The sequence below is a fragment of the Bifidobacterium choerinum genome (assembly GCF_002761235.1).
Classification (GTDB): Bacteria; Actinomycetota; Actinomycetes; order Actinomycetales; family Bifidobacteriaceae; genus Bifidobacterium; species Bifidobacterium choerinum.
The window spans coordinates 1,956,568-1,978,913 of record NZ_CP018044.1 but is presented as its reverse complement, the minus strand read 5'-3'; the positions used below and the strand labels follow the sequence as shown (position 1 = coordinate 1,978,913).

18 protein-coding genes and 1 tRNA gene are annotated in these 22,346 nt (G+C 69.8%); 11 read left to right on the top strand and 8 right to left on the bottom strand.

From position 1 onward, the window contains the following. Positions 1-35: 35 nt before the first annotated feature. Both pth and mfd read left to right on the top strand, forming a co-directional pair. Positions 36-635, top strand: coding sequence for an aminoacyl-tRNA hydrolase (gene pth, locus BcFMB_RS08195; RefSeq protein WP_024541238.1), 600 nt, complete (start codon positions 36-38; stop codon positions 633-635). Continuing rightward, positions 625-4,197: a transcription-repair coupling factor gene (gene mfd, locus BcFMB_RS08190; RefSeq protein WP_099721518.1), complete on the top strand. Its 3,573-nt coding sequence runs from the start codon at positions 625-627 to the stop codon at positions 4,195-4,197. Before pth ends, mfd begins: the two co-directional genes overlap by 11 nt. 124 nt (positions 4,198-4,321) lie before the next feature. Here the strand turns inward: mfd and BcFMB_RS08185 are convergent, their stop codons facing one another. From BcFMB_RS08185 to BcFMB_RS08175, 3 genes are all read right to left on the bottom strand, one after another. After that, a complete protein-coding gene (locus BcFMB_RS08185) occupies positions 4,322-5,047 on the bottom strand; it encodes an ABC transporter ATP-binding protein (protein WP_099721517.1) in 726 nt (241 codons plus the stop codon). Then, a complete protein-coding gene (locus BcFMB_RS08180) occupies positions 5,044-6,024 on the bottom strand; it encodes an ABC transporter substrate-binding protein (protein WP_024541241.1) in 981 nt (326 codons plus the stop codon). Before BcFMB_RS08180 ends, BcFMB_RS08185 begins: the two co-directional genes overlap by 4 nt. A gap of 121 nt (positions 6,025-6,145) precedes the next feature. Then, complete coding sequence (locus BcFMB_RS08175) at positions 6,146-7,009, bottom strand: ABC transporter permease (RefSeq protein WP_024541242.1); 864 nt, start codon at positions 7,007-7,009, stop codon at positions 6,146-6,148. Positions 7,010-7,360: 351 nt separating this feature from the next. On the opposite strand from BcFMB_RS08175, the gene eno reads away from it, so the two are divergent. The 8 genes from eno (at position 7,361) to BcFMB_RS08135 (ending at position 14,572) form a co-directional block, all read left to right on the top strand. After that, entirely contained in the window at positions 7,361-8,653 is a 1,293-nt protein-coding gene (eno, locus tag BcFMB_RS08170; RefSeq protein WP_099721516.1) for a phosphopyruvate hydratase, read from the top strand. Positions 8,654-8,752: 99 nt separating this feature from the next. Next, positions 8,753-9,304, top strand: a complete 552-nt coding sequence (locus BcFMB_RS08165; RefSeq protein WP_024541244.1) for an FtsB family cell division protein — start codon at positions 8,753-8,755, stop codon at positions 9,302-9,304. Between the two features lie 20 nt (positions 9,305-9,324). Further along, a complete protein-coding gene (locus BcFMB_RS08160; RefSeq protein ID WP_029675610.1) occupies positions 9,325-10,953 on the top strand; it encodes a DUF501 domain-containing protein in 1,629 nt (542 codons plus the stop codon). Positions 10,954-10,996: 43 nt separating this feature from the next. Then, positions 10,997-11,076, top strand: a tRNA-Leu gene (locus tag BcFMB_RS08155). A gap of 218 nt (positions 11,077-11,294) precedes the next feature. Beyond that, positions 11,295-11,897, top strand: a complete 603-nt coding sequence (locus BcFMB_RS08150; RefSeq protein WP_232513791.1) for a cadmium transporter — start codon at positions 11,295-11,297, stop codon at positions 11,895-11,897. Between the two features lie 135 nt (positions 11,898-12,032). After that, a complete protein-coding gene (locus BcFMB_RS08145) occupies positions 12,033-13,502 on the top strand; it encodes an L-serine ammonia-lyase (RefSeq protein ID WP_024541247.1) in 1,470 nt (489 codons plus the stop codon). Positions 13,503-13,577: 75 nt separating this feature from the next. Further along, complete coding sequence (locus BcFMB_RS08140; RefSeq protein WP_024541248.1) at positions 13,578-13,985, top strand: FKBP-type peptidyl-prolyl cis-trans isomerase; 408 nt, start codon at positions 13,578-13,580, stop codon at positions 13,983-13,985. 104 nt (positions 13,986-14,089) lie between these two features. Then, positions 14,090-14,572: a GreA/GreB family elongation factor gene (locus tag BcFMB_RS08135; protein WP_024541249.1), complete on the top strand. Its 483-nt coding sequence runs from the start codon at positions 14,090-14,092 to the stop codon at positions 14,570-14,572. A gap of 77 nt (positions 14,573-14,649) precedes the next feature. On the opposite strand, the gene trhA is transcribed toward BcFMB_RS08135, so the two are convergent. After that, positions 14,650-15,534 (bottom strand): PAQR family membrane homeostasis protein TrhA, encoded by an 885-nt coding sequence (gene trhA / locus BcFMB_RS08130; RefSeq protein ID WP_024541250.1) that lies wholly within the window; start codon positions 15,532-15,534, stop codon positions 14,650-14,652. A gap of 206 nt (positions 15,535-15,740) precedes the next feature. Between trhA and BcFMB_RS08125 the strand changes: the two genes are divergently transcribed. Then, on the top strand, positions 15,741-17,219 hold the full coding sequence (locus BcFMB_RS08125; protein WP_024541251.1) for a sensor histidine kinase: 1,479 nt from the start codon (positions 15,741-15,743) through the stop codon (positions 17,217-17,219). Between the two features lie 88 nt (positions 17,220-17,307). Here the strand turns inward: BcFMB_RS08125 and BcFMB_RS08120 are convergent, their stop codons facing one another. The 4 genes from BcFMB_RS08120 to BcFMB_RS08105 form a co-directional block, all read right to left on the bottom strand. Further along, complete coding sequence (locus BcFMB_RS08120) at positions 17,308-17,583, bottom strand: WhiB family transcriptional regulator (RefSeq protein WP_024541252.1); 276 nt, start codon at positions 17,581-17,583, stop codon at positions 17,308-17,310. A 110-nt stretch (positions 17,584-17,693) separates the two neighbouring features. Next, positions 17,694-19,376: an FtsK/SpoIIIE domain-containing protein gene (locus BcFMB_RS08115; protein ID WP_099721515.1), complete on the bottom strand. Its 1,683-nt coding sequence runs from the start codon at positions 19,374-19,376 to the stop codon at positions 17,694-17,696. Between the two features lie 81 nt (positions 19,377-19,457). Beyond that, positions 19,458-20,777: an LCP family protein gene (locus BcFMB_RS08110; RefSeq protein ID WP_099721514.1), complete on the bottom strand. Its 1,320-nt coding sequence runs from the start codon at positions 20,775-20,777 to the stop codon at positions 19,458-19,460. Between the two features lie 73 nt (positions 20,778-20,850). Beyond that, positions 20,851-22,299, bottom strand: a complete 1,449-nt coding sequence (locus tag BcFMB_RS08105) for an LCP family protein (RefSeq protein ID WP_418214994.1) — start codon at positions 22,297-22,299, stop codon at positions 20,851-20,853. Between the last annotated feature and the right edge of the window lie 47 nt (positions 22,300-22,346).

Below are 22,346 nucleotides of genomic sequence, written 5' to 3'. Positions count from 1 at the left end.
AACACAAGGAAGCAACAGGAAAAGAGCGACATCTTATGGCATCGGACTACTGGCTCATCGCGGGACTGGGCAACCCCGGCGCGAAATACCGCAACACCCGGCACAACATCGGGTTCATGACCGTCGACCTGCTCGCCGAACGCTGGGGCGTCGGCTTCGCCAGGCACAAGGGGCTCGCCGAGCTCGGCAAGGGGCTGATGACGATGGGGGAACGGCGCCAGAAGGTCTTCCTGTGCAAGCCGCTGACCTACATGAACGACTCGGGGCAGGCCGTCGAATCGATCCGCGAGTACTACCACATCGGCGTCGACCACATCGTCGTCATCCACGACGACATGGACCTCGACTTCGGCCGCATCAAGCTCAAGTCGGGAGGCTCCGCCGGCGGCCACAACGGCATCAAGTCCATCGACCGCTGCCTGCACACGCCCGACTACGCACGCGTGCGCATGGGCGTCGGCCACGCGAGCCGCTCCGGCGACGCGCACGACAACACGATCAACTGGGTGCTCGGCGAATTCAACGCCGCGCAGAGGAAGCAGCTGCCCGAATTCCTCGCCGACGGCGCCGACGCGGCCGAGACGATCGTCTTCGACGGCCTGACGAAGGCACAGGACCGGTTCAATGGCCGCTGACGACACCGCAACCACACCCGCGACCGCATCCATCGGCACGATCGACGGCGCGCTGACCACGCTGCGCGGGCATCTCGACGCCGACCCCGCCTTCCACGACCTGACGCACGGCCTGACCGAAGCGGACCCCGACGCCGGACAGCCGGCGCTGACGATCGGCGCGCCCGACGGCATCCGCCCGGCGCTCGCTGCCGCACGCGCCGAACTCTCGCCGATCGTCGTCGTCGTGCCGTCGGGACGCGAGGCCGAGGAACTCGTCGACGACATCCGCTCATGGTACGGGGGAGACCCGGCCGCCGTCGCCCAGCTCGAGGCATGGGAGACGCTGCCGCACGAACGGCTCTCGCCGCGCGCCGACACCGTCGCCAACCGCATGGAGGTCTTCCGCAGACTGTGCCATCCCGAAGCCGGCAGCGCGATGTTCGGCCCCATCCGCATCCTCGTCATGCCGGTGCGCTCGCTGATCCAGCCGCTCGTCGCCGGCATCGGCGACGTCGAGCCGCTCGTCTTCGCGCTCGGCGAACGGACCGCGCTCGACGAGGCCTCGGCCGCGCTCGTGCGCAACGCCTACACGCGCGTCGACCTCGTCATGGACCGCGGCGAATTCGCCGTGCGCGGCGGCCTCATCGACGTCTTCCCGCCGACGATGCCGCACCCGGTGCGCATCGAGTTCTTCGGCGACGACATCGACTCGATCCGCGAGTTCCACGCCTCCGACCAGCGCACCTACGGCCCGCAGATCGACTCCGTCTGGGCGACGCCGTGCCGCGAAGTGCAGCTCACCGACGAGATCCGCGCACGCGCTCGCTCGCTCGTCGGACAGATCCCGAACGCCGACGACATGCTCGAATCGATCGCGCAGGCGATCCCGGTCGAAGGCATGGAATCGCTGCTGCCGGCCCTCGTCGACGACATGCGGCCGGTCTCGTCGATGCTGCCGAAGGACGCCGTCGTCATGCTGTGCGACCCGGAGAAGCTGCGACGCGCCGTCGACGACCTCGCGAAGACGGCCAACGAGTTCCTCGCGACGAGCTGGCACGTCGCCGCCTCCGGACACGGCGCCGGCGCGCCGATCGACTTCGCGGGCGCGAACTTCCTCGACTACGACGAGGTCGTCTCCTCGCTGGAGTACAGTGAACGCGAACTATGGAAGATCAGCGGCTTCACCGTCGACACGTCGCTGCCCGGCCACGTGCAGATCGACGCGCAGACGCCCATGGCGTTCCGCGGCGACGAGCGGCGCACCGAACAGGGCGTGCGTTCGCTGCTCGACGACGGCTACGACGTGACGGTGACGGCCGCCGCCCAGGGCACGCTGCACCGTCTGACGCGCATGCTCAACGCTGTCGGCGCCACGCGCTTCGAGGCCGTGCGCTCGCAGGCGCGCGACGGCTTCGTCGACGCCGCCGCGAAGGTCGCGCTGCTCACCGAACGCGACCTGACCGGCCGCGAAAGCGTCGCCGGAGGGCCGAAGACGCCGCGCAGGCGCCGCAAGTCGATCGACCTGATGGAGCTCAAGCCGGGCGACTTCGTCGTGCACGAACAGCACGGCATCGGCCGCTTCGTCGGCATGCGCCAGCGCACGACCGGATCGGGGCGCAACCGCACAACGCGCGAGTACCTCGTCATCGAATACGCGCCGAGCAAACGCAACGCGCCGCCGGACAAGCTGTTCATCCCGACCGACCAGCTCGACCTCGTCAGCAAGTACATCGGCGCCGAGGTCCCCAAGCTCAACAAGCTCGGCGGCTCGGACTGGGCGGCCACGAAGGCCAAGGCGAGGAAGCACGTCCACGAGATCGCGCAGAATCTCATCAAGCTGTACGCGGCGCGCCAGCGCACGAAGGGCTTCGCGTTCAGCAAGGACACGCCGTGGCAGAAGGAGCTCGAGGACGCCTTCCCGTACCAGGAGACCGCCGACCAGCTCACGACGATCGACGACGTCAAGGCGGACATGGAGAAGCCGGTGCCGATGGACCGGCTCATCTGCGGCGACGTCGGCTTCGGCAAGACCGAGATCGCCGTGCGCGCCGCCTTCAAGGCCGTGCAGGACTCCAAGCAGGTGGCCGTGCTCGTGCCGACGACGCTGCTCGTCCAGCAGCACTACGAGACCTTCACCGAACGCTTCGAGGGCTTCCCGGTCAACGTCGCGGCGATGAGCCGCTTCCAGAGCACGAAGCAGATCGACGAGACGATCAAGGGGCTCGCCGACGGCGGCGTCGACGTCGTCATCGGCACGCACAAGCTGCTCAACCCGAAGATCAGGTTCAAGGACCTCGGCCTCGTCATCATCGACGAGGAGCAGCGCTTCGGCGTCGAGGCGAAGGAGGCGCTCAAGGCGATCCGCACGAACGTCGACGTGCTGAGCCTGTCGGCGACGCCGATCCCGCGCACGCTCGAGATGGCCGTCACCGGCATCCGCGAGATGTCGACGCTCGCGACGCCGCCCGAGGACCGCCTTCCGGTGCTCACCTACGTCGGCGCCTACGAGGACGCGCAGGTCACGGCGGCGATCCGGCGCGAGCTGCTGCGCGGCGGCCAGGTCTTCTACATCCACAACCGCGTCGAGGACATCGACAAGAAGGCCGCGAAGCTGCACGAGCTCGTCCCCGAGGCGAGGGTCGGCATCGCGCACGGCAAGATGGGGCGCAAGCAGCTCGACCAGATCATCCGCGACTTCTGGCACCGCGACATCGATGTGCTGCTGTGCACGACGATCGTCGAGACCGGCCTCGACATCTCGAACGCGAACACGCTGATCGTCGACCACGCCGACCGCTTCGGCCTCAGCCAGCTGCACCAGCTGCGCGGCCGCGTCGGCCGCGGCCGCGACCGCGCCTACGCGTACTTCCTGTACGACCCGGGCAAGCCGATGACCGAGCAGTCGCACGAGCGCCTCGTGACGATCGCGCAGAACACGGCGCTCGGTTCCGGCTTCGACGTGGCGATGAAGGACCTCGAGCTGCGCGGCACCGGCAACCTGCTCGGCGATGAGCAGAGCGGCCACATCGAGGGCGTCGGCTTCGACCTTTACGTGCGCATGGTCTCCGAGGCGATCGAGGACTACAAGGAGCCCGACCGCGTCGAGCCGCCGGTCGTCACGATCGACCTGCCGATCGAGGCGTCGATCCCGGTCGACTACATCGACTCGGACAAGCTGCGTCTCGAGGCGTACCGCAAGCTCGCCGAGGCGAGGAACGACGACGACCGCGAGGAGTTGCGCGAGGAGCTCACCGACCGCTACGGCGAGCCGCCGCAGGTCTTCACGTCGCTGTTCGGCATCGCGCGGCTGCGCGAACGCGCCCGCGACCTGCGCGTCACCGAGATCGTCGGGCAGGGAGGCAAGCTGCGTGTCGGCGGCATCGACCCGCCCGAGTCGGTGCGCATGCGCATCGAACGCATCTACAAGGGCGCGCAGTACCGGCCGCTCACGCACACCTACACGATCCCGACGCCCTTCGCCGGGTCGCTCGGGTCGGGGCCGATGGACTCCGACGAGGTCATCCGGTGGGTCGGCCAGCTGCTCGACGACCTTGCGTGGACGCCGAGGCCGCGCTCCTGAACGTCTGTGCCGCGCACTGCGGTGCACTGGACGGACGGGGACGGACGAAGCATCTGGAACGTCGAAGGGCCCGGGGTCGCCCCCGGGCCCTTCGACGTATCCGCGGACAACGGATATGCGTCCGTCAGCCGCGCAGCGCGCGGTGCAGCCGCTCCTCGAGCGCCTGATGGCCGAGGGGCCGTCCCTGGCCGTCGAGGCTCGATCGGTCGGCGTGCGCCTCGTCGCGGATGCGGCCGTCGGCGAGCACGAGGATGCGGTCGGCGAGCCGCACCGCCTCGCCGATGTCGTGGGTGACGAGCACCGTCGCGAAGCCGAGCCGCGCGCGCAGCCCGGCGAGCAGGTCCTGCATGTCGAGCCGGGTGAGCGCGTCGAGCGCGCCGAAGGGTTCGTCGAGCAGCAGCAGATCCGGTCGGCGCGTGAGTGCGCGGGCGAGCGAGACGCGCTGCCGCTGGCCGCCGGAGAGCTGCGTCGGCAGCTTGTCGACGGCGTCGGCGAGCTGCACCTGGGCGAGCGCCCCCGCGGCCGCCTCCCTGCGCGCGCGGCGCGTCATACGCCCGCAGTCGCCGGCCATGCCGAGCGTCACGTTGTCCCAGACGCGCAGCCAGGGGACGAGGCGCGCGTCCTGGAAGCCGAAGGCGACATGGTCGACGGTGCGCACCCGGCCGCGGTCGGCGTCGAGCAGCCCGGCGACGATGCGCAGCAGCGTCGACTTGCCGCAGCCGGAGCGGCCGATCAGCGCGACGGTCTCGCCGGCGTCGACGCGCAGGTCCACGTCGGCGAGCACGGCGCGTCCGTCGAAGGCCTTGCACACGCCGTCGAGCGCGACGGCGGGCGCCGCTGCGCCGCTCATGCGCCGCAGTCCATCGTCGCGGCCGCGATGTCGGGCATCCGGTCGATGAAGCCGAAGTCCACGTATTCCCGGGCCTGCGCCTCGAGCATCGCGCGCCCGTCGGCGTCGATCGGCACGATCCTCGGCACGTCGAAGCGCGCGATCTGGTCGGCGACCTCGTCCGAGGCGCCGAAGCGCCGGTAGGCGTCGGTGATGATCGCCGGGCGCTTCGCCGCGGCCTCGGACTCCCGGACGAGCGCCCGGTACATCGCCTTGACGGCTTCGGAGTGCTTCGTCGCGAAGTCGCGCGAGACGATGTGGATCGAGACGTTGTGGTTGTCGTAGTCCCTGCCGTCGGCGAGCAGCTTCGCGCCCGGCGTGGCCATCGCCGCCGCGAGGTTCTGGTCGAACGACGACAGCGCGTCGATCTGCCCGGAGGTGAAGGCCGCCTGGAAGTTGCTCGGGCTCATCTCGACGACGTCGACGTCGTCGACGCTCACGCCGGAGCCTTCGAGCGCCTTGTGCAGCACGTAGTCGCCGGTCCCGCCGCGCTTGATGATGGCGACCTTCCTGCCCCTGAGGTCGGCGAGCGATCCGACGCCGGAGCCGGGGGCGGCGACGATGCCCTGCGAGTCGCCGTCGTAGTATTCGATCGCGAAGGCCGTCCACGGCTGGCCCTGCGCGATGAAGTTGATGAAGGAGCCGGTGCCGGTGCTCGTCGCGTCGGCGTTGCCGGACAGGACGGCGGCATAGGCGTCGGTCGGGTTGTACGGGCCGGTGAACTCGACGTCCGTGGAGCCCATCGCCTCCTCGAGGAAGGGCTCGTCGCGCACCGTCGTCAGATAGTTCGCCGTGGACAGATAGGCGACGCGCATCGTGGCGTCGTCCTTCGCCTGCGCCGACGTGCCGCAGGCGGCGGCGCCGGCGAGCAGCGAGGCCGCGCAGACGGCGGCGAGCAGACGGCGGACGCGGTGATGGAATCGTGATGTGGATGACATGGTGCCTCCTTGGGGCATGGCCGCATGGCCGCGTCGTCACGGCGCGACCGTGCGGGGTTTTCGATGGTTGGTGGTCCTGAGGATGAAGGCGGTGCCGGAAAAGGGGAGTCGGAAAGCGGCGTCAGCCGCGCACGTGCGCCAGGCGCTCGAGTGCACCGACGACCCACTCGCTGAGCAGGCCGAGCGCCGCGTACAGCACGATGCACAGCACCATCTGGTCGGTGCGGAAGAACTGCTGCGCACGGGCGAGCAGATAGCCGATGCCGGCCGACGAGTTCACCGTCTCGCAGGTGACGAGCGCGATCCACGAGACCGTGATCGCGAAGCGCAGGCCGGTCATGAACTGCGGCAGCACGCCGCGCAGCAGGATCTTCGTAAAGACGACATGCCGCGGCATCCGGTAGGCGCGGGCGAGCTCGAGCAGCCGCGGGTCGATCGCGCGCACGCCGTCGCGCACGTTGACGTAGACGAGCGCGAACGCGCCGATCGCGATCAGCGCGACCTTCATCGCCTCGCCGATGCCGAGCATGACGATGAGCAGCGGCGCGAGCGCCGGGAACGGGATCGCGCGCAGCATATGGACCGGCCTGTCGACGATCGCCCCGCCGATGCGGCTCGCGCCCGAGACGACGCCCGCCGGCACGGCGAGCGCGACGCCGACGGCGAGGCCGGCGAGCACGCGCAGCACGCTGACGCGCACCGACGGCCACAGCACGCCCTCGTCGCACATCGCGACGAAGGCCGCGGCGACCTCGCCGGGGGAGGGCAGCGCGCGCGTGCCGGCGGGCGAACGGGTGCACAGCGCCCACAGCGCGAACAGCGCGAGCGTCGAGGCCCAGGCGGCGCCGGCGCCGATGGCACGCCGCGCCCATCGCCCCGCGCGCGGCGCGGCCGATGATGGTGACGCCGATGCCGCCGATGATGATGTGGAAAGCGACGACGGCGCGTCGGGGACGACGGCGCCGATCTGCTCCGGAACGGACATGACATTCCCTTCGATAGCATTGCCTATTTCAGGTTCGACGAGTGTGATCTCAGCCCAGCCGATCCGCTTTCCTCCCGTCGCCGCGGCCGTGCGCGGCGGCGGCGTCCAGCACATGTTTGAGATCATGGCCCGGGCACCCCGTGTCGGCATCCATTGTTGCCCGGGACGTTGGACAACGGGTGGGGATCCGTATGGTTTCCGGGCGCCGCGGGCGCGCCCCGCGCCGCCCGCGACACGGGGCGCGCCGGGGTGGGAGCGCTCACAGTTTTCGCCGACGGGAAGTTGCGAATCGTCCAACAACGGCATTACTCTTGCAGATGTCATCACAACCCGTACACACAAGGAGCAGTTGTGGCAGCAATTGAAAGCGTGTATGCACACCAGATTCTTGATTCCCGTGGCAACCCGACCGTCGAGGTCGTGCTTGACACCGAAGACGGCGCCCGTGGCATCGGCCTCGTGCCGTCCGGCGCGTCGACCGGCGAGGCGGAGGCCTGGGAGCGTCGCGACGGCGACAAGTCCGTCTACCAGGGCAAGGGCGTCCTCGGCGCGGTCAAGGCCGTCAACGAGGAGATCGCCCCGAAGGTCATCGGCATGGACGCCACCGACCAGCGCGCGCTCGACGACCTGATGATCGAGCTCGACGGCACCCCGAACAAGGGCCGCCTCGGCGCCAACGCGATCCTCGGCGTCTCGCTCGCCGCCCTGTACGCGGCCGCCGAGACCGCCGAACTGCCGCTCTACCGCTACATCGGCGGCACCAACGGCCACATCCTGCCGGTCCCGAACATGAACATCATGAACGGCGGCGCGCACGCCGACTTCGCGACCGACATCCAGGAGTACATGATCTCCCCGTACGGCTTCGAGACCTACTCGGAGGCGCTGCAGGCGGGCGTCGAGGTCTACCATACCCTCAAGAACGTCCTCAAGAAGCAGGGCCTGGCCACCGGCCTCGGCGACGAGGGCGGCTTCGCTCCGAAGATGAAGACCAACGAGGATTCGCTCAAGTACATCATGGACGCGATCTCGGCCGCCGGCTACGAGCCGGGCAAGCAGATCGGCATCGCGCTCGACGTCGCCTCCTCCGAGTTCTACAACAAGGAGACCGGCAAGTACCACTTCGACGGCGAGGACCGCGACTCGGCCTACATGCTCGACTTCTACGAGAAGCTCGTCGACCAGTTCCCGATCGTCTCCATCGAGGATCCGTTCCAGGAGGAAGGCTGGGAAGACTGGGCGAAGATCACGAAGGCGCTCGGCGACCGTCTGCAGTTCGTCGGCGACGACCTCTTCGTCACCAACCCGGCGCGCCTGAAGAAGGGCATCGACATGGGCGCGGGCAACTCGCTGCTCGTCAAGCTCAACCAGATCGGCACCGTCTCCGAGACCCTCGACGCGATCGAGCTGGCCACGAAGAACGGCTTCACGTCGATGGTCTCCCACCGTTCCGGCGAGACCCCGGACACGACGATCTCCGACCTGGCCGTCGCGAAGAACACCGGCCAGATCAAGACCGGCGCCCCGGCCCGCGGCGAGCGCATCGCCAAGTACAACCGCCTGCTCGAGATCGAGGAGGAGCTCGGCTCGACCGCCGAGTACGCCGGCTACAGCGCCTTCAAGGCCTGCAAGCAGTACATGTGATCGCCCCTCACGTGACGGCGGCCGCCGCCAAGTGAGCATCATATGAACGAAACCACCCGTCGCATCCGCTCGTCGAATGCGGCGGGTAGTTTCGTATCCATGAGCAAACGACCACGCGCCACGCAGACGAAGCAGCGACCGGCCAGACGGACGAGCGCGGGGCCGATCGCCTTCTTCGTCGCGCTGTTCATCGTCGCGCTCGGGCTCATCCAGCTCATCTCGACCTTCCATTCGTACGCGCTCGACCTGTCGGAGCTCAACAGCCTCAGGAAGCAGGAGGCGGCGCTCGTCGCGCAGAAGCAGGAGCTCGAGAACGACATCGAGCGGTGGGACGATGACGCCTACGTGACCGCGCAGGCACGCGAGCGCCTCGGCTACGTGTTCCCCGGCGAGCAGCCGATCCGCGTCGAGCATCCCGAGGCCGTGACCGGCAGGAAGGCGCCGCCGCCGCTCGACGGCGCCGACGAGACGCAGGAATCGACGCTGCCGTGGTACAGCGAGATGGCGTACTCGTTCAAGGAGGCCGACGCCGGCAAGGACAAGACGCGCGGCGCGCGGACGGACGACAAGGCGGACAGCGAAACAGACGGCAAGGCGGGCGCGGACGGCGCCGCCGCGCCATCAGACGACCAGAGCAAGGAGCAGCAGTGACCGATTTCGATGCCGAGACGATGAGGCAGGCGCAGGAACTCGTGGACCGTTTCCTCGCCGAACCGGCGAGCGACGAGGACGTCGAGACCGTCGGCGCGCAGCTGGGGCGCTTCCCGCGCGGCATGGTCGCCGTCGGCGCGCGCTGCCGCTGCGGCCGTCCGCTCGCCGTGATCACGCGTCCGCTCGTCGACGGCCGGATCCCGTTCCCGACGACGATGTACCTGACGAGCCCAGAGGCCGTCAAGGCCGCGTCGCATCTCGAGGCGGACGGCCTGATGAAGGAGTACAACGCGCGCCTGAACGAGGACGAGGACCTGCGCCGCGCCTACGAGCGCGCCCATATGATGTACCTCGCGTTCCGCCATGCGCTGGCCATGCGCCTGAACGACGACGAGACGCACATCGAGGGCACGAGCGCCGGCGGCATGCCGACCCGCGTCAAGTGCCTGCACGCGCTCGTCGCGCAGAGCCTCGTCATGGGCCCGGGCGTCAACCCGATCGGCGACGACGCGCTCGAGCGCATGCGCGGCGAGTTCGACGCGGACGTGTGCCGCTGCGCGCCGCTCGACGAGGGGCGCTCGGCGAGGCGCGCGCGCCGCCACGCCGCCGAGCGCGCCGGCGACGACGCTCGGCGCGGCACGGACGCGTCCGGTCCGTCCGTCGTCGTCGCCGGCATCGACTGCGGCACGAACTCGATCCGCCTCAAGATCGCGCGCGTCGACGCCGACGGCATCCACGACGTCGTGCCGCGCATGCTGCGCGTCGTGCGTCTGGGCGAAGGCGTCGACGAGACGCACCGCTTCGCCGACGACGCGCTCGAACGCACCTACGCCGCGGCGCGCGAGTTCGCGGCCGTGCTCGCCGAGCACCGCGTGGACGCGCTGCGCTTCGTCGCCACGTCGGCGACGCGCGACGCCGAGAACCGCAAGGAGTTCGAGGACACGATCGAATCGATTCTCGGCGTGCGCCCCGAGGTGATCTCCGGCACCGAGGAGGCCGACCTGAGCTTCCTGGCGGCGACGGCGATGACGTCGCGCGACGACCTCGAGCCGCCGTTCCTCGTCGTCGATCTCGGCGGCGGCTCGACCGAGCTCGTCGTCGGCGGCGACGGCGAGACGATGCCGGTGACGAAGGTGCGCGCGGCGTTCTCGATGAACATCGGCTCGGTGCGCATGACCGAACGCCATCTGCACTCCGACCCGCCGACGCAGCGGCAGATCGACGAGACCGTCGCCGACATCGACGCGCACATCGACGAGGCCTTCGGGCATGTGCCGGCCGGCTCCGTCAACACGATCATCGGCGTGTCCGGCACCGTCACGACGATGACGGCATTGGCGATGGGGCTGCCCGACTACGACCATGCGGCCGTCGACGGCGTGCGCATGGATTTCGCCACCGCCTTCGACGTCGACGACCGCTTCCTGCACATGACGCGCCGCGAGCGCGGCCAGTACCGCACGATCCATCCGGGACGCATCGACGTCGTCGGCGGCGGCGCGCTCATCTGGAGCCGCGTGCTCGAACGCGTCGCCGAGGCGGCGCGGGCCGACCACGGCAAGGTCATCGACTCCTATGTGGCCAGCGAGCACGGCCTGCTCGACGGGCTCGTGCTCGACATGGGACGGCGGTTGCTCGCCGCGCGCTGACATGGCATAATGCCTACGTGCCGGCGAAGCCCGCCGGCGCCGCGCCCCCATGGCGAAATCGGTAGACGCATTCGACTTAAAATCGAACGCTGCGGCGTGTGGGTTCGAGTCCCACTGGGGGCACCGAGGGCTGAAGGCCGGTGATCGTTGGCGTTCCAATGATCGCCGGCCCTTTCATATCGGCCGGCCATGTGCCGCGGCCATGTTCCGGACGCGCGCGGCCGTGCCTTGTCCGGTCACGACGCCGTCATCCGCCCGTAATACCCCGTAACACAACGCGCGCTTTTCCTTCGTACACTCGCAGCATCATGACCATGAGACCTACGGACGACGGGAGCCACATGAGCGAACCAACCACCGGCGCATCCGGCGCGGCCGCGCACACGCACACGCACACGAGCGTCGTGAAGGACCCGGACAGCGGCGTGCCGATCATGCTCGCGCAGGCCGTCGTGCTCGCCGCGACGCTCACGTTCTGCGAGATCTTCTGCGCGCCGCTGACCGCGACCTTCCGTCCGGCCGTCTTCGCGCTCGTGCCATGGGCGGGCGTCGCCTCGCTGCTCGCTGTCATGTTCGCCTTCGTCGTCGGCTTCGCGTTGCTGTGGTGCGCCGAATCCTTCGCCTACCGCATGCGCCGGCGGCTGCAGCCGCTCGTCTACGCCGCGATCGGCGCGCTCTCCTTCGGCGTGTGGACGGTGTGGGTCGTCCTCGGCGTGCGCAACATGATCACCGGACGGCTCGGCGCCGGCGCGCTGTCCGCGCACGACACGACGATCGCCGCCGTCAGCGGCGCGCTGCTCGGCATGGCGGCGTTCTTCGCCGCCTATACGCTCGGCGAACGGCTCGCCCGGCACCGCGCGGCGCTTGCCGCGCTCGCCGTCGCCAGCGCGCTCGTCGCCTGCTATGGAGGCTACGTCCTCTTCGTCATGCTCCATACGCTGTGAGTGCCCGCGACACGCTCCGAGAGCCCCTCATCGGCCTCCGCGCATGCCGGCCGCGCCGGCCGGCATGCGCGGAGGCCGTGCACATTGGCCGGCAGCCTATGGCGGAACACGGACGCGGCGCCTATACTGCCAGATATGTTCAGCGTCCTTGATCTGTTCTCCATCGGCGTCGGCCCCAGCTCCTCGCACACGGTCGGGCCGATGCTCGCGACGCGCGCCTTCGCCGAGGCGCTGCGCGAACGCGGCGTCCTGCCCCGTGTGGCGCACGTCGCCGTCACCCTTTACGGCTCGCTCGCCCTGACCGGGCTCGGACACGGCACCGACCGCGCCGCCGTCGCCGGTCTCGAGGGCAACGACCCGAAGACCGTCGACGTCGACTACCTCGCCGATCTGCGCGCACGCTGCGAGGCGCGCGGCGCCATCGACCTCGACGGCGTACGCACGATCCCCTTCAACTTCGCGCACGACGTCGTCCTCGACGGATGGCACCGTCTCGCCGCACACCCCAACGGGCTGCGCTGCATCGCCTACGACATGCAGGACGGCGTCGTCTTCGAACAGGTCTGGTACTCGATCGGCGGCGGCTTCATCCAGCAGGGCCTCGTCGGCGATCCGGTGCTGCCGATCCACGCGCACGACGCACGCGCCGAGCAGGCGGCGAAGGAGGCGCGCGAAGGGGAGTACCGCCGCGAGGACGACCTCGCCGGCGTGCCGCATCCGTTCACGAGCGCCGACGAACTGCTTGCGATCTGCGCCGACGAGCATAAGTCGATCGCGCAGGTCGTGCGCGACAACGAGACGGCGCTGCACGGCGCCGACGTGCTCGACGCGCGCCTCGACGCGATCTGGGAGGCGATGCGGAGCTCGGTCGTCGCCGGCTGCACGAGCACGCAGCGGACGCTGCCCGGCGGCCTCGACGTGCCGCGGCGCGCGCCCGGCGTCTACGCGCGGCTGCGCGGCGCCGGCGACGTGCTGCGCGGCGAGCCATCCGCCGGCCTGCGGCATCTCGAATCGGCGGAATCGTCGTGGATCGACCTGTTCGCGCTCGCCGTCAGCGAGGAGAACGCCGCGGGCGGACGCATCGTCACGGCGCCGACGAACGGCTCGGCCGGCGTCATCCCGGCGGTGCTGCTGTACTACCGGCGCCTGCTCGCCGGCGCGAGCGACGAGGACATACGCGACTTCCTGCTCACGGCCGGCGCCGTCGGCTATCTGATCAAGCGCAACGCGTCGATCTCCGGCGCCGAGGTCGGCTGCCAGGGCGAGGTCGGCTCGGCGTGCTCGATGGCGGCGGCCGGGCTGTGCGCCGTCGTCGGCGGCACGCCGCGGCAGGTCGAGAACGCGGCCGAGATCGGCATGGAGCACCATCTGGGGCTGACCTGCGACCCGGTCGGCGGTCTTGTGCAGATCCCGTGCATCGAACGCAACGCGGTCGCCGCGAACACGGCCGTCGTCGCCGTGCGCATGGCGATGCTCGGCGACGGCTCGCACATCGTCACGCTCGACCAGGTCATCCGCACGATGAAGGAGACCGGCGAGGACATGATGGCGAAGTACAAGGAGACGTCGAAGGGCGGCCTGGCGCTCAACGTCGTCGAATGCTGACGTGGGCGCCGTCGGCGCAACGGCCGGTCCTGTGCTAGGCTGAATCCCGTTGTGCCTGGAAACCAAGGAGGAAACATGGCTAACGAGATGCCCGGGGTCGAAGGCGGATTCGGCGACCTGCCGACGATGACGTTCCCGCAGAGCGAGGCGCCCAAGGGACTCAAGGTCGTCGAGCTCGTCGAGGGCGACGGCCCGATCGTGCGCCGCGGCGACACGGTGACCGTCAACTACCACGGCCAGGTCTGGGGCGGTGACAAGGCCTTCGATTCGAGCTTCGAGCGCCACCAGCCGGCGAGCTTCGGCATCGGCGTCGGCCAGGTCATCAGGGGATGGGACCAGACGGTCCCGGGCCACAACGTCGGCTCGCGCCTGCTGATCTCGATCCCGCCGGAGTACGGCTACGGCTCGCGGGGCGTGCCGCAGGCGGGCATCGGCGGCGACGACACGCTCGAGTTCGTCGTGGACATCATCGCCACGCGCTGAAAGGACGCTCGTCCATATCCGTCCGCACCGCGCGCCGGGGTTCCGGGCTGCGCGGTGCGGGTTTTCGCATATCACAGGCTTGTTCCATCATGAAGGAGGACACCATGGCTCAGGAGGAGAAGACCGTCCTGCTCACGCAGGAGGCGTATGACAAGCTCAAGGAGGAGCTCGCGTACCGTGAGGGCGAGTACCGCGAGGAGATCACCGAACGCATCGCCGCGGCCCGCGCCGAGGGCGACCTGTCCGAGAACGGCGGTTACCAGGCCGCGCGCGAGGAGCAGGGCAAGAACGAGGGGCGCATCAACGAGCTCATCGTCAAGCTGCGCAACGCGAAGATCCTCGAGGCGCCGGACGCCGGCACCGTCGGCAACGGCTCGCTCGTGACGATCGAGCTCGCCGGCCGCGAGATGAAGTACGTGCTCGGCTCGCGCGACATCGCCGTCGCGACCGACTACGACGTCATCAGCCCCGAGTCGCCGATCGGCGCGGCGATCCTCGGCGCGCACGAGGGCGACGTCGTCACCTACAAGGCGCCCAACGGACGCGACATCTCGGTGACGATCAAGGAGTCGAAGCCGCTCGACTGAGCGTGCGGGACCCGTCATGCAAGGGCGCCCCGGGACCACACGGTCCCGGGGCGCCCTTGCGATGCGCCTCGCTGCCCTCAGCCGAGCGCGGCGAGGCGGCAGATGACGAGGTAGATCGCGACCATGTGGCAGGTGTAGCCGGCGATCGTGCCCAGATGGAAGATCTCGTGGAAGCCGAAGACCCTCGGCCACGGGTCGGGGCGGCGCAGCGCGTAGACGACGGCGCCGGCGATGTAGCAGGCGCCTCCGGACAGCAGCAGCCACACGACGGCGGGGCCGGCGGCGGGGGAGACCCAGAACATGCCCATGAACGCGACGCCGGATACTCCGAAGATGACGTAGACGAGCGTATACAGCCAGCGCGGCGCGTCGATCCACACGACGTGGATGAGGATCGCGACGGCCGTGCAGCTCCACATGCCGATGATGATCGTGTTGCGCCAGAACGGGTCGAGCGCGAAGGAGACCGGCGTGTAGGTGCCGGCGATGAGCAGGAAGATATTGACGTGGTCGATGCGGCGCAGCACGTCGGTCACGCGCGGCGACCAGTCGCCCAGATGGTAGGCGGCGGAGTTGCCGAACAGGATGAGGGAGGCGGTCATGAAGACCGCGCACGCCCATTTGAGCCCGGCGCCGTACGCCAGGCAGATGAGCACGATGCCGGCGGCGAGCGCGAGCGGCGTGGCGACGGCGTGCAGCCAGCCGCGCATCGCCGGCTTCTGACGCCCGTGGACGTCGAGGCGGATCCGGCGTGGCGCGCGGATGCGCACGCCCTCGAGCTTCGCCGCCTTCTCCTCGCCCTTGGCGATCGCCTTCTTCGCGCGGCTGTCCGCCTTCGCGCGGATCGTCGCCGCCTTCGCGCGCGCCCGGCTGCGCGCCGCCTCGGCCTTCGCTTCGAGCGCCGTGCTGCGGGCGGCCGCCAATGCGCGTCGGCGCCGCTCGAGCAGCTCCTCGCCGTCCATCGTCGCCGTCTCGTCCGTCCGTCCGTCCATCGCAGGCTCCTTTCCGCACGTGTCGTCCACGCTCAGGTTACGCAATCGTAGGTTACTATAGCGTAGGTTGCTGACCGCCTGCATGCGGCCCCTTGCGATTGCGCCCTGCGCGAGCATCCGGAGCCGGCCCGCGCAGGCCGCCGGACGCCATTGCCGCGGTGGCCTATCATGGTGGCATGGCTGATTTTTCACAGATTCTCGCGACGCGCCCCGATTTCGACGCGTCCGACAAGGAATGGCTCCACCACCTCGTCGCCGACTGGCAGGTCATCGCCGACCTGAGCCTGGCCGACCTGCTGCTCGTGCTGCAGAAGGGCGACGGCAGCTTCGTCATCGCCGGCCAGTGCCGCCCGTCGACGGTCATGAGCCTGCGCGCCGACGACGTCGTCGGCGAACAGGTCGACGACGAGCTGCAGGAGGAGATGGCCGAGGCGATGAAGTCGGACGGCGTCCACCGCTCGCCGGTGCTGCGCCGCATCGGCGACGCCCTCGTATGCAACGTGTACGCGCCGATCCGCCACGGCGGCAAGGCGCTCGGCCTCGTCGTACGCGAGACGAACCTCGCGACGCGCGAGTCGAACGGCCGCTACGAGCTCGAAAGCATCGGCGCCGGCAAGCAGCTGTACGGGATGATCCCGCGCGGCCAGTTCCCCTACAAGGACTCCGTGCTCAGCCAGCGGCACAACGCGCGCGTCTCCGACGGCTTCATCCTGCTGTCCGCCGACGGCGTCGTCCAGTACGCGTCGCCCAACGGCATCAGCTGCTTCAGGCGCCTAGGCATGGTCGACATGCTCGAGGGCGCGAACCTCAGCGAGGTGGGCACAAGCCTGATCCACGAGAACGACCCGGTGCCCGAATCATTGCCGCTCGTGCTGCTCGGCAAGGCCGCGATCGACTCCGAACTCGTCGCGAACCGTTCGGCCGTCTCGATGCGCTCGCTGCCGCTGATGGACGAGCACGGCCGCACCGGCGCGATCGTATTGTGCCGCGACGTCAGCGAGCTGCGCCGGCGCGAGGTCGAGCTGCAGACGAAGGACGCGACGATCTCCGAGATCCACCATCGCGTCAAGAACAACCTGCAGGCCGTCTCCGCGCTGCTGCGGCTGCAGGCGCGCAAGACGAAGTCCGAGGAGGTCAAGAAGGAGCTCAAGGAGGCGCAACGGCGCGTGCAGACGATCGCGATGGTCCATGAGGGGCTGAGCCAGTCGGCCGACGAGATCGTCGACTTCGACAAGGTCATCGCCAACCTGCTGCGCATGAGCGTCGACCTGACGGCGATGAGCGACCAGCGCATCACAATCGACTTCGTCGGCAGCTTCGGCATGATGCCGGCGCAGGACGCGACGCCGCTGTCGCTCGTGCTCACCGAGCTGACAACGAACGCCGTCGAGCACGGTTACGAGGGCCGCAAGGAGGGCCACATCACGGTGACGGCCGACCGCAACGGCAACAAGCTCGACATCGTCGTGCAGGACGACGGCAACGGCATGGGCAGCGAGGAGGAGGACGGCATGGCGCGCTCCTCGGGGTCCGGCCTGGGTACGCAGATCATCAACACCTTCGTGACGAACGACTTCGGCGGCACCGTCCGCTGGGAGCCGGTCGACACCGGCGGCACGCGCGTGCGGCTCGCCATCAAGCTGCGCGCCGCCTGAACGACGGCATGGAAAGCGCCCGGCGGCCACGCGATCGCGTGGCCGCCGGGCGCTTTCCATATGTTTGCGGTATGCGTCCCGCCGACCGTCAGCCGAGTTGCATCGACGCGGAGCGGCGCGCACGCATCGCGCGGCGCTTGAGGGCCCTGCGCTCGTCCTCGCTCAGACCGCCCCAGACGCCGTAGTCCTGGTTCGTGTCGAGCGCGCATTTGAGGCATGCGTCGATGACCTTGCAGGTGCGGCACACGGACTTGGCCTCCTCGATCTGCTGGTAGGCGGCGCCGGTGTTGCCCACCGGGAAGAACAGCTCGGGGTCCTTGTCGCGACATGCCGCCTTCGCACGCCAATCGAATGCACTGCTCATGGTGATGACATCCTTCTTCTGTCCGATATCGATAACGATTACGTTGCTCATGCTAGGCAATAACCGGCGCGATTTCAAGACCCCGCGCGAAAAGGGCCGCACACGGCCCTTCATCGCACGGCGCACTGCACGAGCCGGGCACGGCCCGCCTCGATAAGCACGCCGCGCCCCGGCGTGCGCAGGTCCTCGGCCGTCAACGCGTCGACGATGCCCGCCGGGATGCCGTCGGCGAGGTCGACGGCGCGCTCGCCGACCGGGAAGACGAGGCGGCGCGTGCAATGCTCGGGCACGCGCAGCCTCCGCGACGAGCCGAGCGCGAACACGACGCAGCGTCGTCCCGAGCACACGAGCTCCTGGATGCGGGCGGCCTCGGGATCGGCGACGAAGGGATCGAACCAGGCGTCGGCGTCGTCGATGCACACGACGTCGGCGCCGGTCGCCCGGGCGCCTTCCCCGATCGTCTCCAGCAGCGTCGTGCGGCCGCGGCCGGGACGTCCGACGACGGCGAGATTGCCGTCGGACGGGTCGAACAGGCACTGTCCGACGGCGACACCGTCGTCCTCGAGGCCGATCGCGATCGCGCCCGGCGGCGCCGCGACGTCGCCGGCATGCACGAGGCGGGGCAGCGGCGCCGTGAACAGCGGCGGCCCGCCGCGCCGGCCATGCACCTGCGAGGCGCGTCCGATCTCGGCGACGAGGCGGTCGGGATCGGGGTCGCACGCACAGCGCAGCCGCACGAGCACGTCATCGATGCGCGCGATCGCGGCTCCCGGCTCGGTGACGCGCAGCCCGGCGGCGTCGGCGGCGCCGAGCATCTCCTGCGACTGCATCATGTCGCGCACGCGCAGGCAGATGCGCAGCGCCATGTTCGCCTTCATCGGCGCGCCGATCTCGCCGAGCGGGTTCTGCGTGCACACGATCAGATGCATGCCGAGCGAACGGCCCAGCGACGCGATGCGTGTGAGCCGGCCGGCGAGGTCGGGCAGCTGCCCGGTGAGCATGTGGAACTCGTCGACGACGACGACGAGCCTGGCCGGTGGGTCGGCCATGTCCATCAGGTTGGCGACGCCCCGTGCGGCCGCGAGTCGTTCGCGGCGCGTCAGCTCGTGTTCGAGCGCGAGCAGCGCGCGCTTCGCGTAGGCGAGGTCGAGGTCGTTGACGCATCCGCGCACATGCGGCAGGCCGGCGAGCGCGTCCATCGCCGAACCGCCCTTGAAGTCGAGCAGCACGAACTGGACGCGCCACGGCGGGTAGCGGCATGCGAGCGCCAGGCACCAGTCCTGCAGCAGCACCGACTTGCCCGAGCCGGTCGTGCCCGCCACGATCGCGTGAGGGCCGAAGCACGCGAGGTCGATGACGGCGGCCCGTCCGTGCGCGTCGGCGCCCACCGGGGCGCGGCAGCCGCCGTCGGCGACACACCAGCGGTGCGCGATCGAACGGAACGGGGCGGCGTCGCCGCCGAATCCGAGCACGTCGGCCAGCGGTATCGGGGTGATCGGCGCGGACGATGCGGCGTCGTCCGCGCCCGCGCCGCGTCCCGGCGGCGCATGCGGCTCCATGGTCCATCCGGCGTCGTCGGATCGGCTTTCATGCCGTCCCGACGCCATGAGCACGAGCGAGGCGAGCGTGGCGACGCAGCCCGAGGCGGTCATCATCGCGAACAGCCATTGGCGGCCGGCCAGCAGCATGGCGAGCATGACGCACTGCGCCGCGAGCGGGGCGCCGTAGGCGCACATGCGCACACGGCGCCCCGTCCGCTCCCGTTTCGCCGCGTCCTTCGTCCTGCCGTCCATGCGCACAGCTTGCGCCGTCGCGCCGCGCGCCGCCAAACCGTCGGCGGGTCGTGCGCGCCCGGTTGCGCCGTGGGCGTGGCGTCAGACCTGCTGCTCGGACTGCGTGCCGACGACGCCGGCCTTGTGCGTGCCGTCGACGAGCTGCTTGAACAGTTCGGTGTTGCGCGCGTCGTCGAGCAGCACCGACGAGCCGACGCCGTCGACGTAGTAGCCGGGGTCGGTCCAGTACACGGTGCCGGTGATGCCGCCGGCGCCGGATGCGTCGCGGAAGGCGAGCAGCATGCGCGCCATCGTCGCCGGCGTCGCCCGTTCATCGACGCTGATCGCCGCCATCGCCGCGTCGCCGACGCGCGTGAGCTTGGGGATGTTGAGCAGCGTCGAGGGGGAGGCGGCCTTCTTCGCGATCGCGCCAATGACCTGGCGCTGGCGCTGGGCGCGGCCGAAGTCGCCCTGGGGGTCGGAGTAGCGCATACGAGAGAACGCGAGCGCCTGCTTGCCGTCGACGACGTGGCAGCCCGCCTTCCAGTGCATCTCGGACTTCTCGTCGTCGACGTCCTGGTCGTAGCACAGCTCGACGCCGCCGAGCGCGTCGACGATCGTCGTCAGGCCGCCGAAGTTGATTTTCGCGACGTGGTCGATCTTCTGTCCGGTGATGTCCTCGATCTTCGCGACGAGCGACTTCCTGCCGTACAGGCCGAGCACGGCGTTGATCTTGCTCAGCGCGCCGTCGACCTCGACGAGCGAGTCGCGCGGGATCGAAATCAGCGAGCTGGGCCCGTTCTTCGGCTTGGTGAGCACGAGGATCGTGTCGGTGCGTTCGCCGGTCGTGCCGTCCTGGCCGGTCGTGCCGTCGCGTTCGTCCGAGCCGAGGATCAGCCATGAGGTCGCCGGTCCGGAGGGCCTGGCGGTGAGCCAGTCGGCGCGGCGCAGGCCCGAGTCGACCCAGTGCCAGGCGCTCAGACCCGCGATCAGGGCGGCGGCGAGCAGCGTCGCGAGGACCGCCACGGCGATCCTGCGCGCGCGGTGCGGCCTTGGGGGGCGTGGCGCGCGCGCCACGGCGGTCGCGGCCGCCGGACGGTTCGCCGCCTGCGCGGTGCGTGTGTGGCCGGCGGCCGCCGGAGTCTCGCGGCGGACGGCCGTGGCGCGGCGCGCCGTCGTGCGCGGCGGGATCGATGCGGGCTGTGCGGATGGTGCAGATGGGGCCGGCGCGTCGGGATGCGCCGGTTCGCCCCGCCGCGTCCCGGCTGCGCTCCGGCTGCGCGGCGCGAAGCTCGGCGGCACGGAGGCGGCCGTCGCGTCCCGTGTCCCGAAGCGGTGTGACGCGGCCTGCGCGTCGTCGCGCCTGCGGCGCGGCCGTGGTGCGAAGCTCGGCGGTGTCGTCGGCTCATCGGTGTTGCTCATCGTTCCTCCACTGGGCGCGTCGCGCCGTCATCGTGCCGCGGGCCGTCGTAGCCGGCCGTCTGTGTCATCGCGCTCATTCGCTCTTGGCGGGCACCGAGCAGATGGTCGTGTTGAGGTACTGGTAGGCGATGCCGATGTACTGGCCGGTCTCGGGGTCGCGGATCGAACCGTTCTCGGGGTCGACGACGCCGTTCGTGTTCGGGTCGATGAGCGTGCCGTCCTCACGCTTGATCAGGCCGGTCTTCGGGTCGACGGTCGGCTGCGGCTTCGCCGAGGGCGTAGCCGACGGCGTGTCCGTGGCCGCGTCGTCGGCCTCGGGCGTCGGCGTCGTCTCGTCGTCCTTGTCCTTGCCGTCCGCGTCGTCCTTCGCCGTGGATTCCGGGGCGGGGGAGGCGTCGGCGGCGTCGTCGCCGTACAGCGGGCGGTCGTCGCGCAGCCGCTGCCAGACCTCGGCGGCGTTGTCGGCCCACACGACGCGGTTCGGGTCGAAGGGCGCGGGCACGACGGGGACGGTCTGCGCGTACACGTGCGAGACGTCGAGGTGGCGCAGGCTGAGCGCGAGCGCGACGAGCGCGTTCGTGTCGGCCATGCCGGAGCTGATGTTGAGCGAGCGGATCGCGGCGAGCGCGAGCTGGTAGAGCTCGCTCGTCTGCGTGAACATGTTCTTCGATATCGCCTCGGCGATCAGCGATTTGACGAGGTACTGCTGGCGCGTCGTGCGCATGATGTCGCTGCCGTCGGTGCCGGTGCCGTGGCGCATGCGCGCGTAGTTCGTCGCCTGGCGTCCGTCGAGGTGGCGCATGCCCTTCCTGAGGTCCATGTCGGTGTTCGCGTCGACGGTGTCGACCGGGATGCACACGTCGACGCCGCCGATCGCGTCGATCATGCCGGACAGGCCCTTGAAGTCGACGACGACGAAGTTCGTGATGTGCATGCCGGTGAGCGCGTTGACGGCCGTCACCGTGCAGCTCGCCGCCGTCGACAGGTCGCCGCCCTCGCGGTAGGCGGTGGAGAACACCGAGTTGAACATGACGCCGTACTGGGCGGGGATGTCCTTGCCGTCGCTCGTGCGGCAGTCGGGCACGTCGACGATCGAGTCGCGCGGAATCGAGACGATGTTGATGAAGTCGCGCTTGGCGCTGATGTCGACGACCATCGTCGTGTCGGCGTTGTGCAGGCCGTCCTCGCCGTCGTGCATGCCGCCGGACAGCTCCGCGTTGCCGTCGTCGCGCGTGTCCTGGCCGATGAGGACGAACTTGATCGGGCGCCCCTCGTTGGGGTCGAGCTTCTCCTCATCGGCGAAGACGGTCTTGACGGCGCCCTCCTGGACGGCGTTGTTGAGGTTGATCCAGATGGAGGCCACGGCCGTGCCCGCGAACACGAGCGCGGCGGCGACGACGCAGGCGACGGCGGCGAGCGCGCGGTGGCGGATGCGCCACGCCACGGCGCTGTGCCGCGGCCTCGCCTTGCGGGAGCTGCCCAGATACGCTTCTCGTGTCTTCTTCGCGGTATGAGAGGCCAACGGTCCACCTTTCGTGCGTCGTTCCCCGTCGCGGGGTCCCCATGCGC

What these genes read in the sequence shown, in the direction of transcription:
- BcFMB_RS08110 (WP_099721514.1), bottom strand. Translation starts at nt 20,777, where the DNA reads ATGAGCAACACCGATGAGCCGACGACACCGCCGAGCTTCGCACCACGG.
- BcFMB_RS08125 (WP_024541251.1), top strand. Translation starts at nt 15,741, where the DNA reads ATGGCTGATTTTTCACAGATTCTCGCGACGCGCCCCGATTTCGACGCG.
- BcFMB_RS08185 (WP_099721517.1), bottom strand. Translation starts at nt 5,047, where the DNA reads ATGAGCGGCGCAGCGGCGCCCGCCGTCGCGCTCGACGGCGTGTGCAAG.
- BcFMB_RS08180 (WP_024541241.1), bottom strand. Translation starts at nt 6,024, where the DNA reads ATGTCATCCACATCACGATTCCATCACCGCGTCCGCCGTCTGCTCGCC.
- mfd (WP_099721518.1), top strand. Translation starts at nt 625, where the DNA reads ATGGCCGCTGACGACACCGCAACCACACCCGCGACCGCATCCATCGGC.
- BcFMB_RS08145 (WP_024541247.1), top strand. Translation starts at nt 12,033, where the DNA reads ATGTTCAGCGTCCTTGATCTGTTCTCCATCGGCGTCGGCCCCAGCTCC.
- BcFMB_RS08115 (WP_099721515.1), bottom strand. Translation starts at nt 19,376, where the DNA reads ATGGACGGCAGGACGAAGGACGCGGCGAAACGGGAGCGGACGGGGCGC.
- BcFMB_RS08120 (WP_024541252.1), bottom strand. Translation starts at nt 17,583, where the DNA reads ATGAGCAGTGCATTCGATTGGCGTGCGAAGGCGGCATGTCGCGACAAG.
- trhA (WP_024541250.1), bottom strand. Translation starts at nt 15,534, where the DNA reads ATGGACGGCGAGGAGCTGCTCGAGCGGCGCCGACGCGCATTGGCGGCC.
- pth (WP_024541238.1), top strand. Translation starts at nt 36, where the DNA reads ATGGCATCGGACTACTGGCTCATCGCGGGACTGGGCAACCCCGGCGCG.
- BcFMB_RS08160 (WP_029675610.1), top strand. Translation starts at nt 9,325, where the DNA reads ATGAGGCAGGCGCAGGAACTCGTGGACCGTTTCCTCGCCGAACCGGCG.
- BcFMB_RS08150 (WP_232513791.1), top strand. Translation starts at nt 11,295, where the DNA reads ATGAGCGAACCAACCACCGGCGCATCCGGCGCGGCCGCGCACACGCAC.
- BcFMB_RS08135 (WP_024541249.1), top strand. Translation starts at nt 14,090, where the DNA reads ATGGCTCAGGAGGAGAAGACCGTCCTGCTCACGCAGGAGGCGTATGAC.
- BcFMB_RS08175 (WP_024541242.1), bottom strand. Translation starts at nt 7,009, where the DNA reads ATGTCCGTTCCGGAGCAGATCGGCGCCGTCGTCCCCGACGCGCCGTCG.
- BcFMB_RS08165 (WP_024541244.1), top strand. Translation starts at nt 8,753, where the DNA reads ATGAGCAAACGACCACGCGCCACGCAGACGAAGCAGCGACCGGCCAGA.
- BcFMB_RS08140 (WP_024541248.1), top strand. Translation starts at nt 13,578, where the DNA reads ATGGCTAACGAGATGCCCGGGGTCGAAGGCGGATTCGGCGACCTGCCG.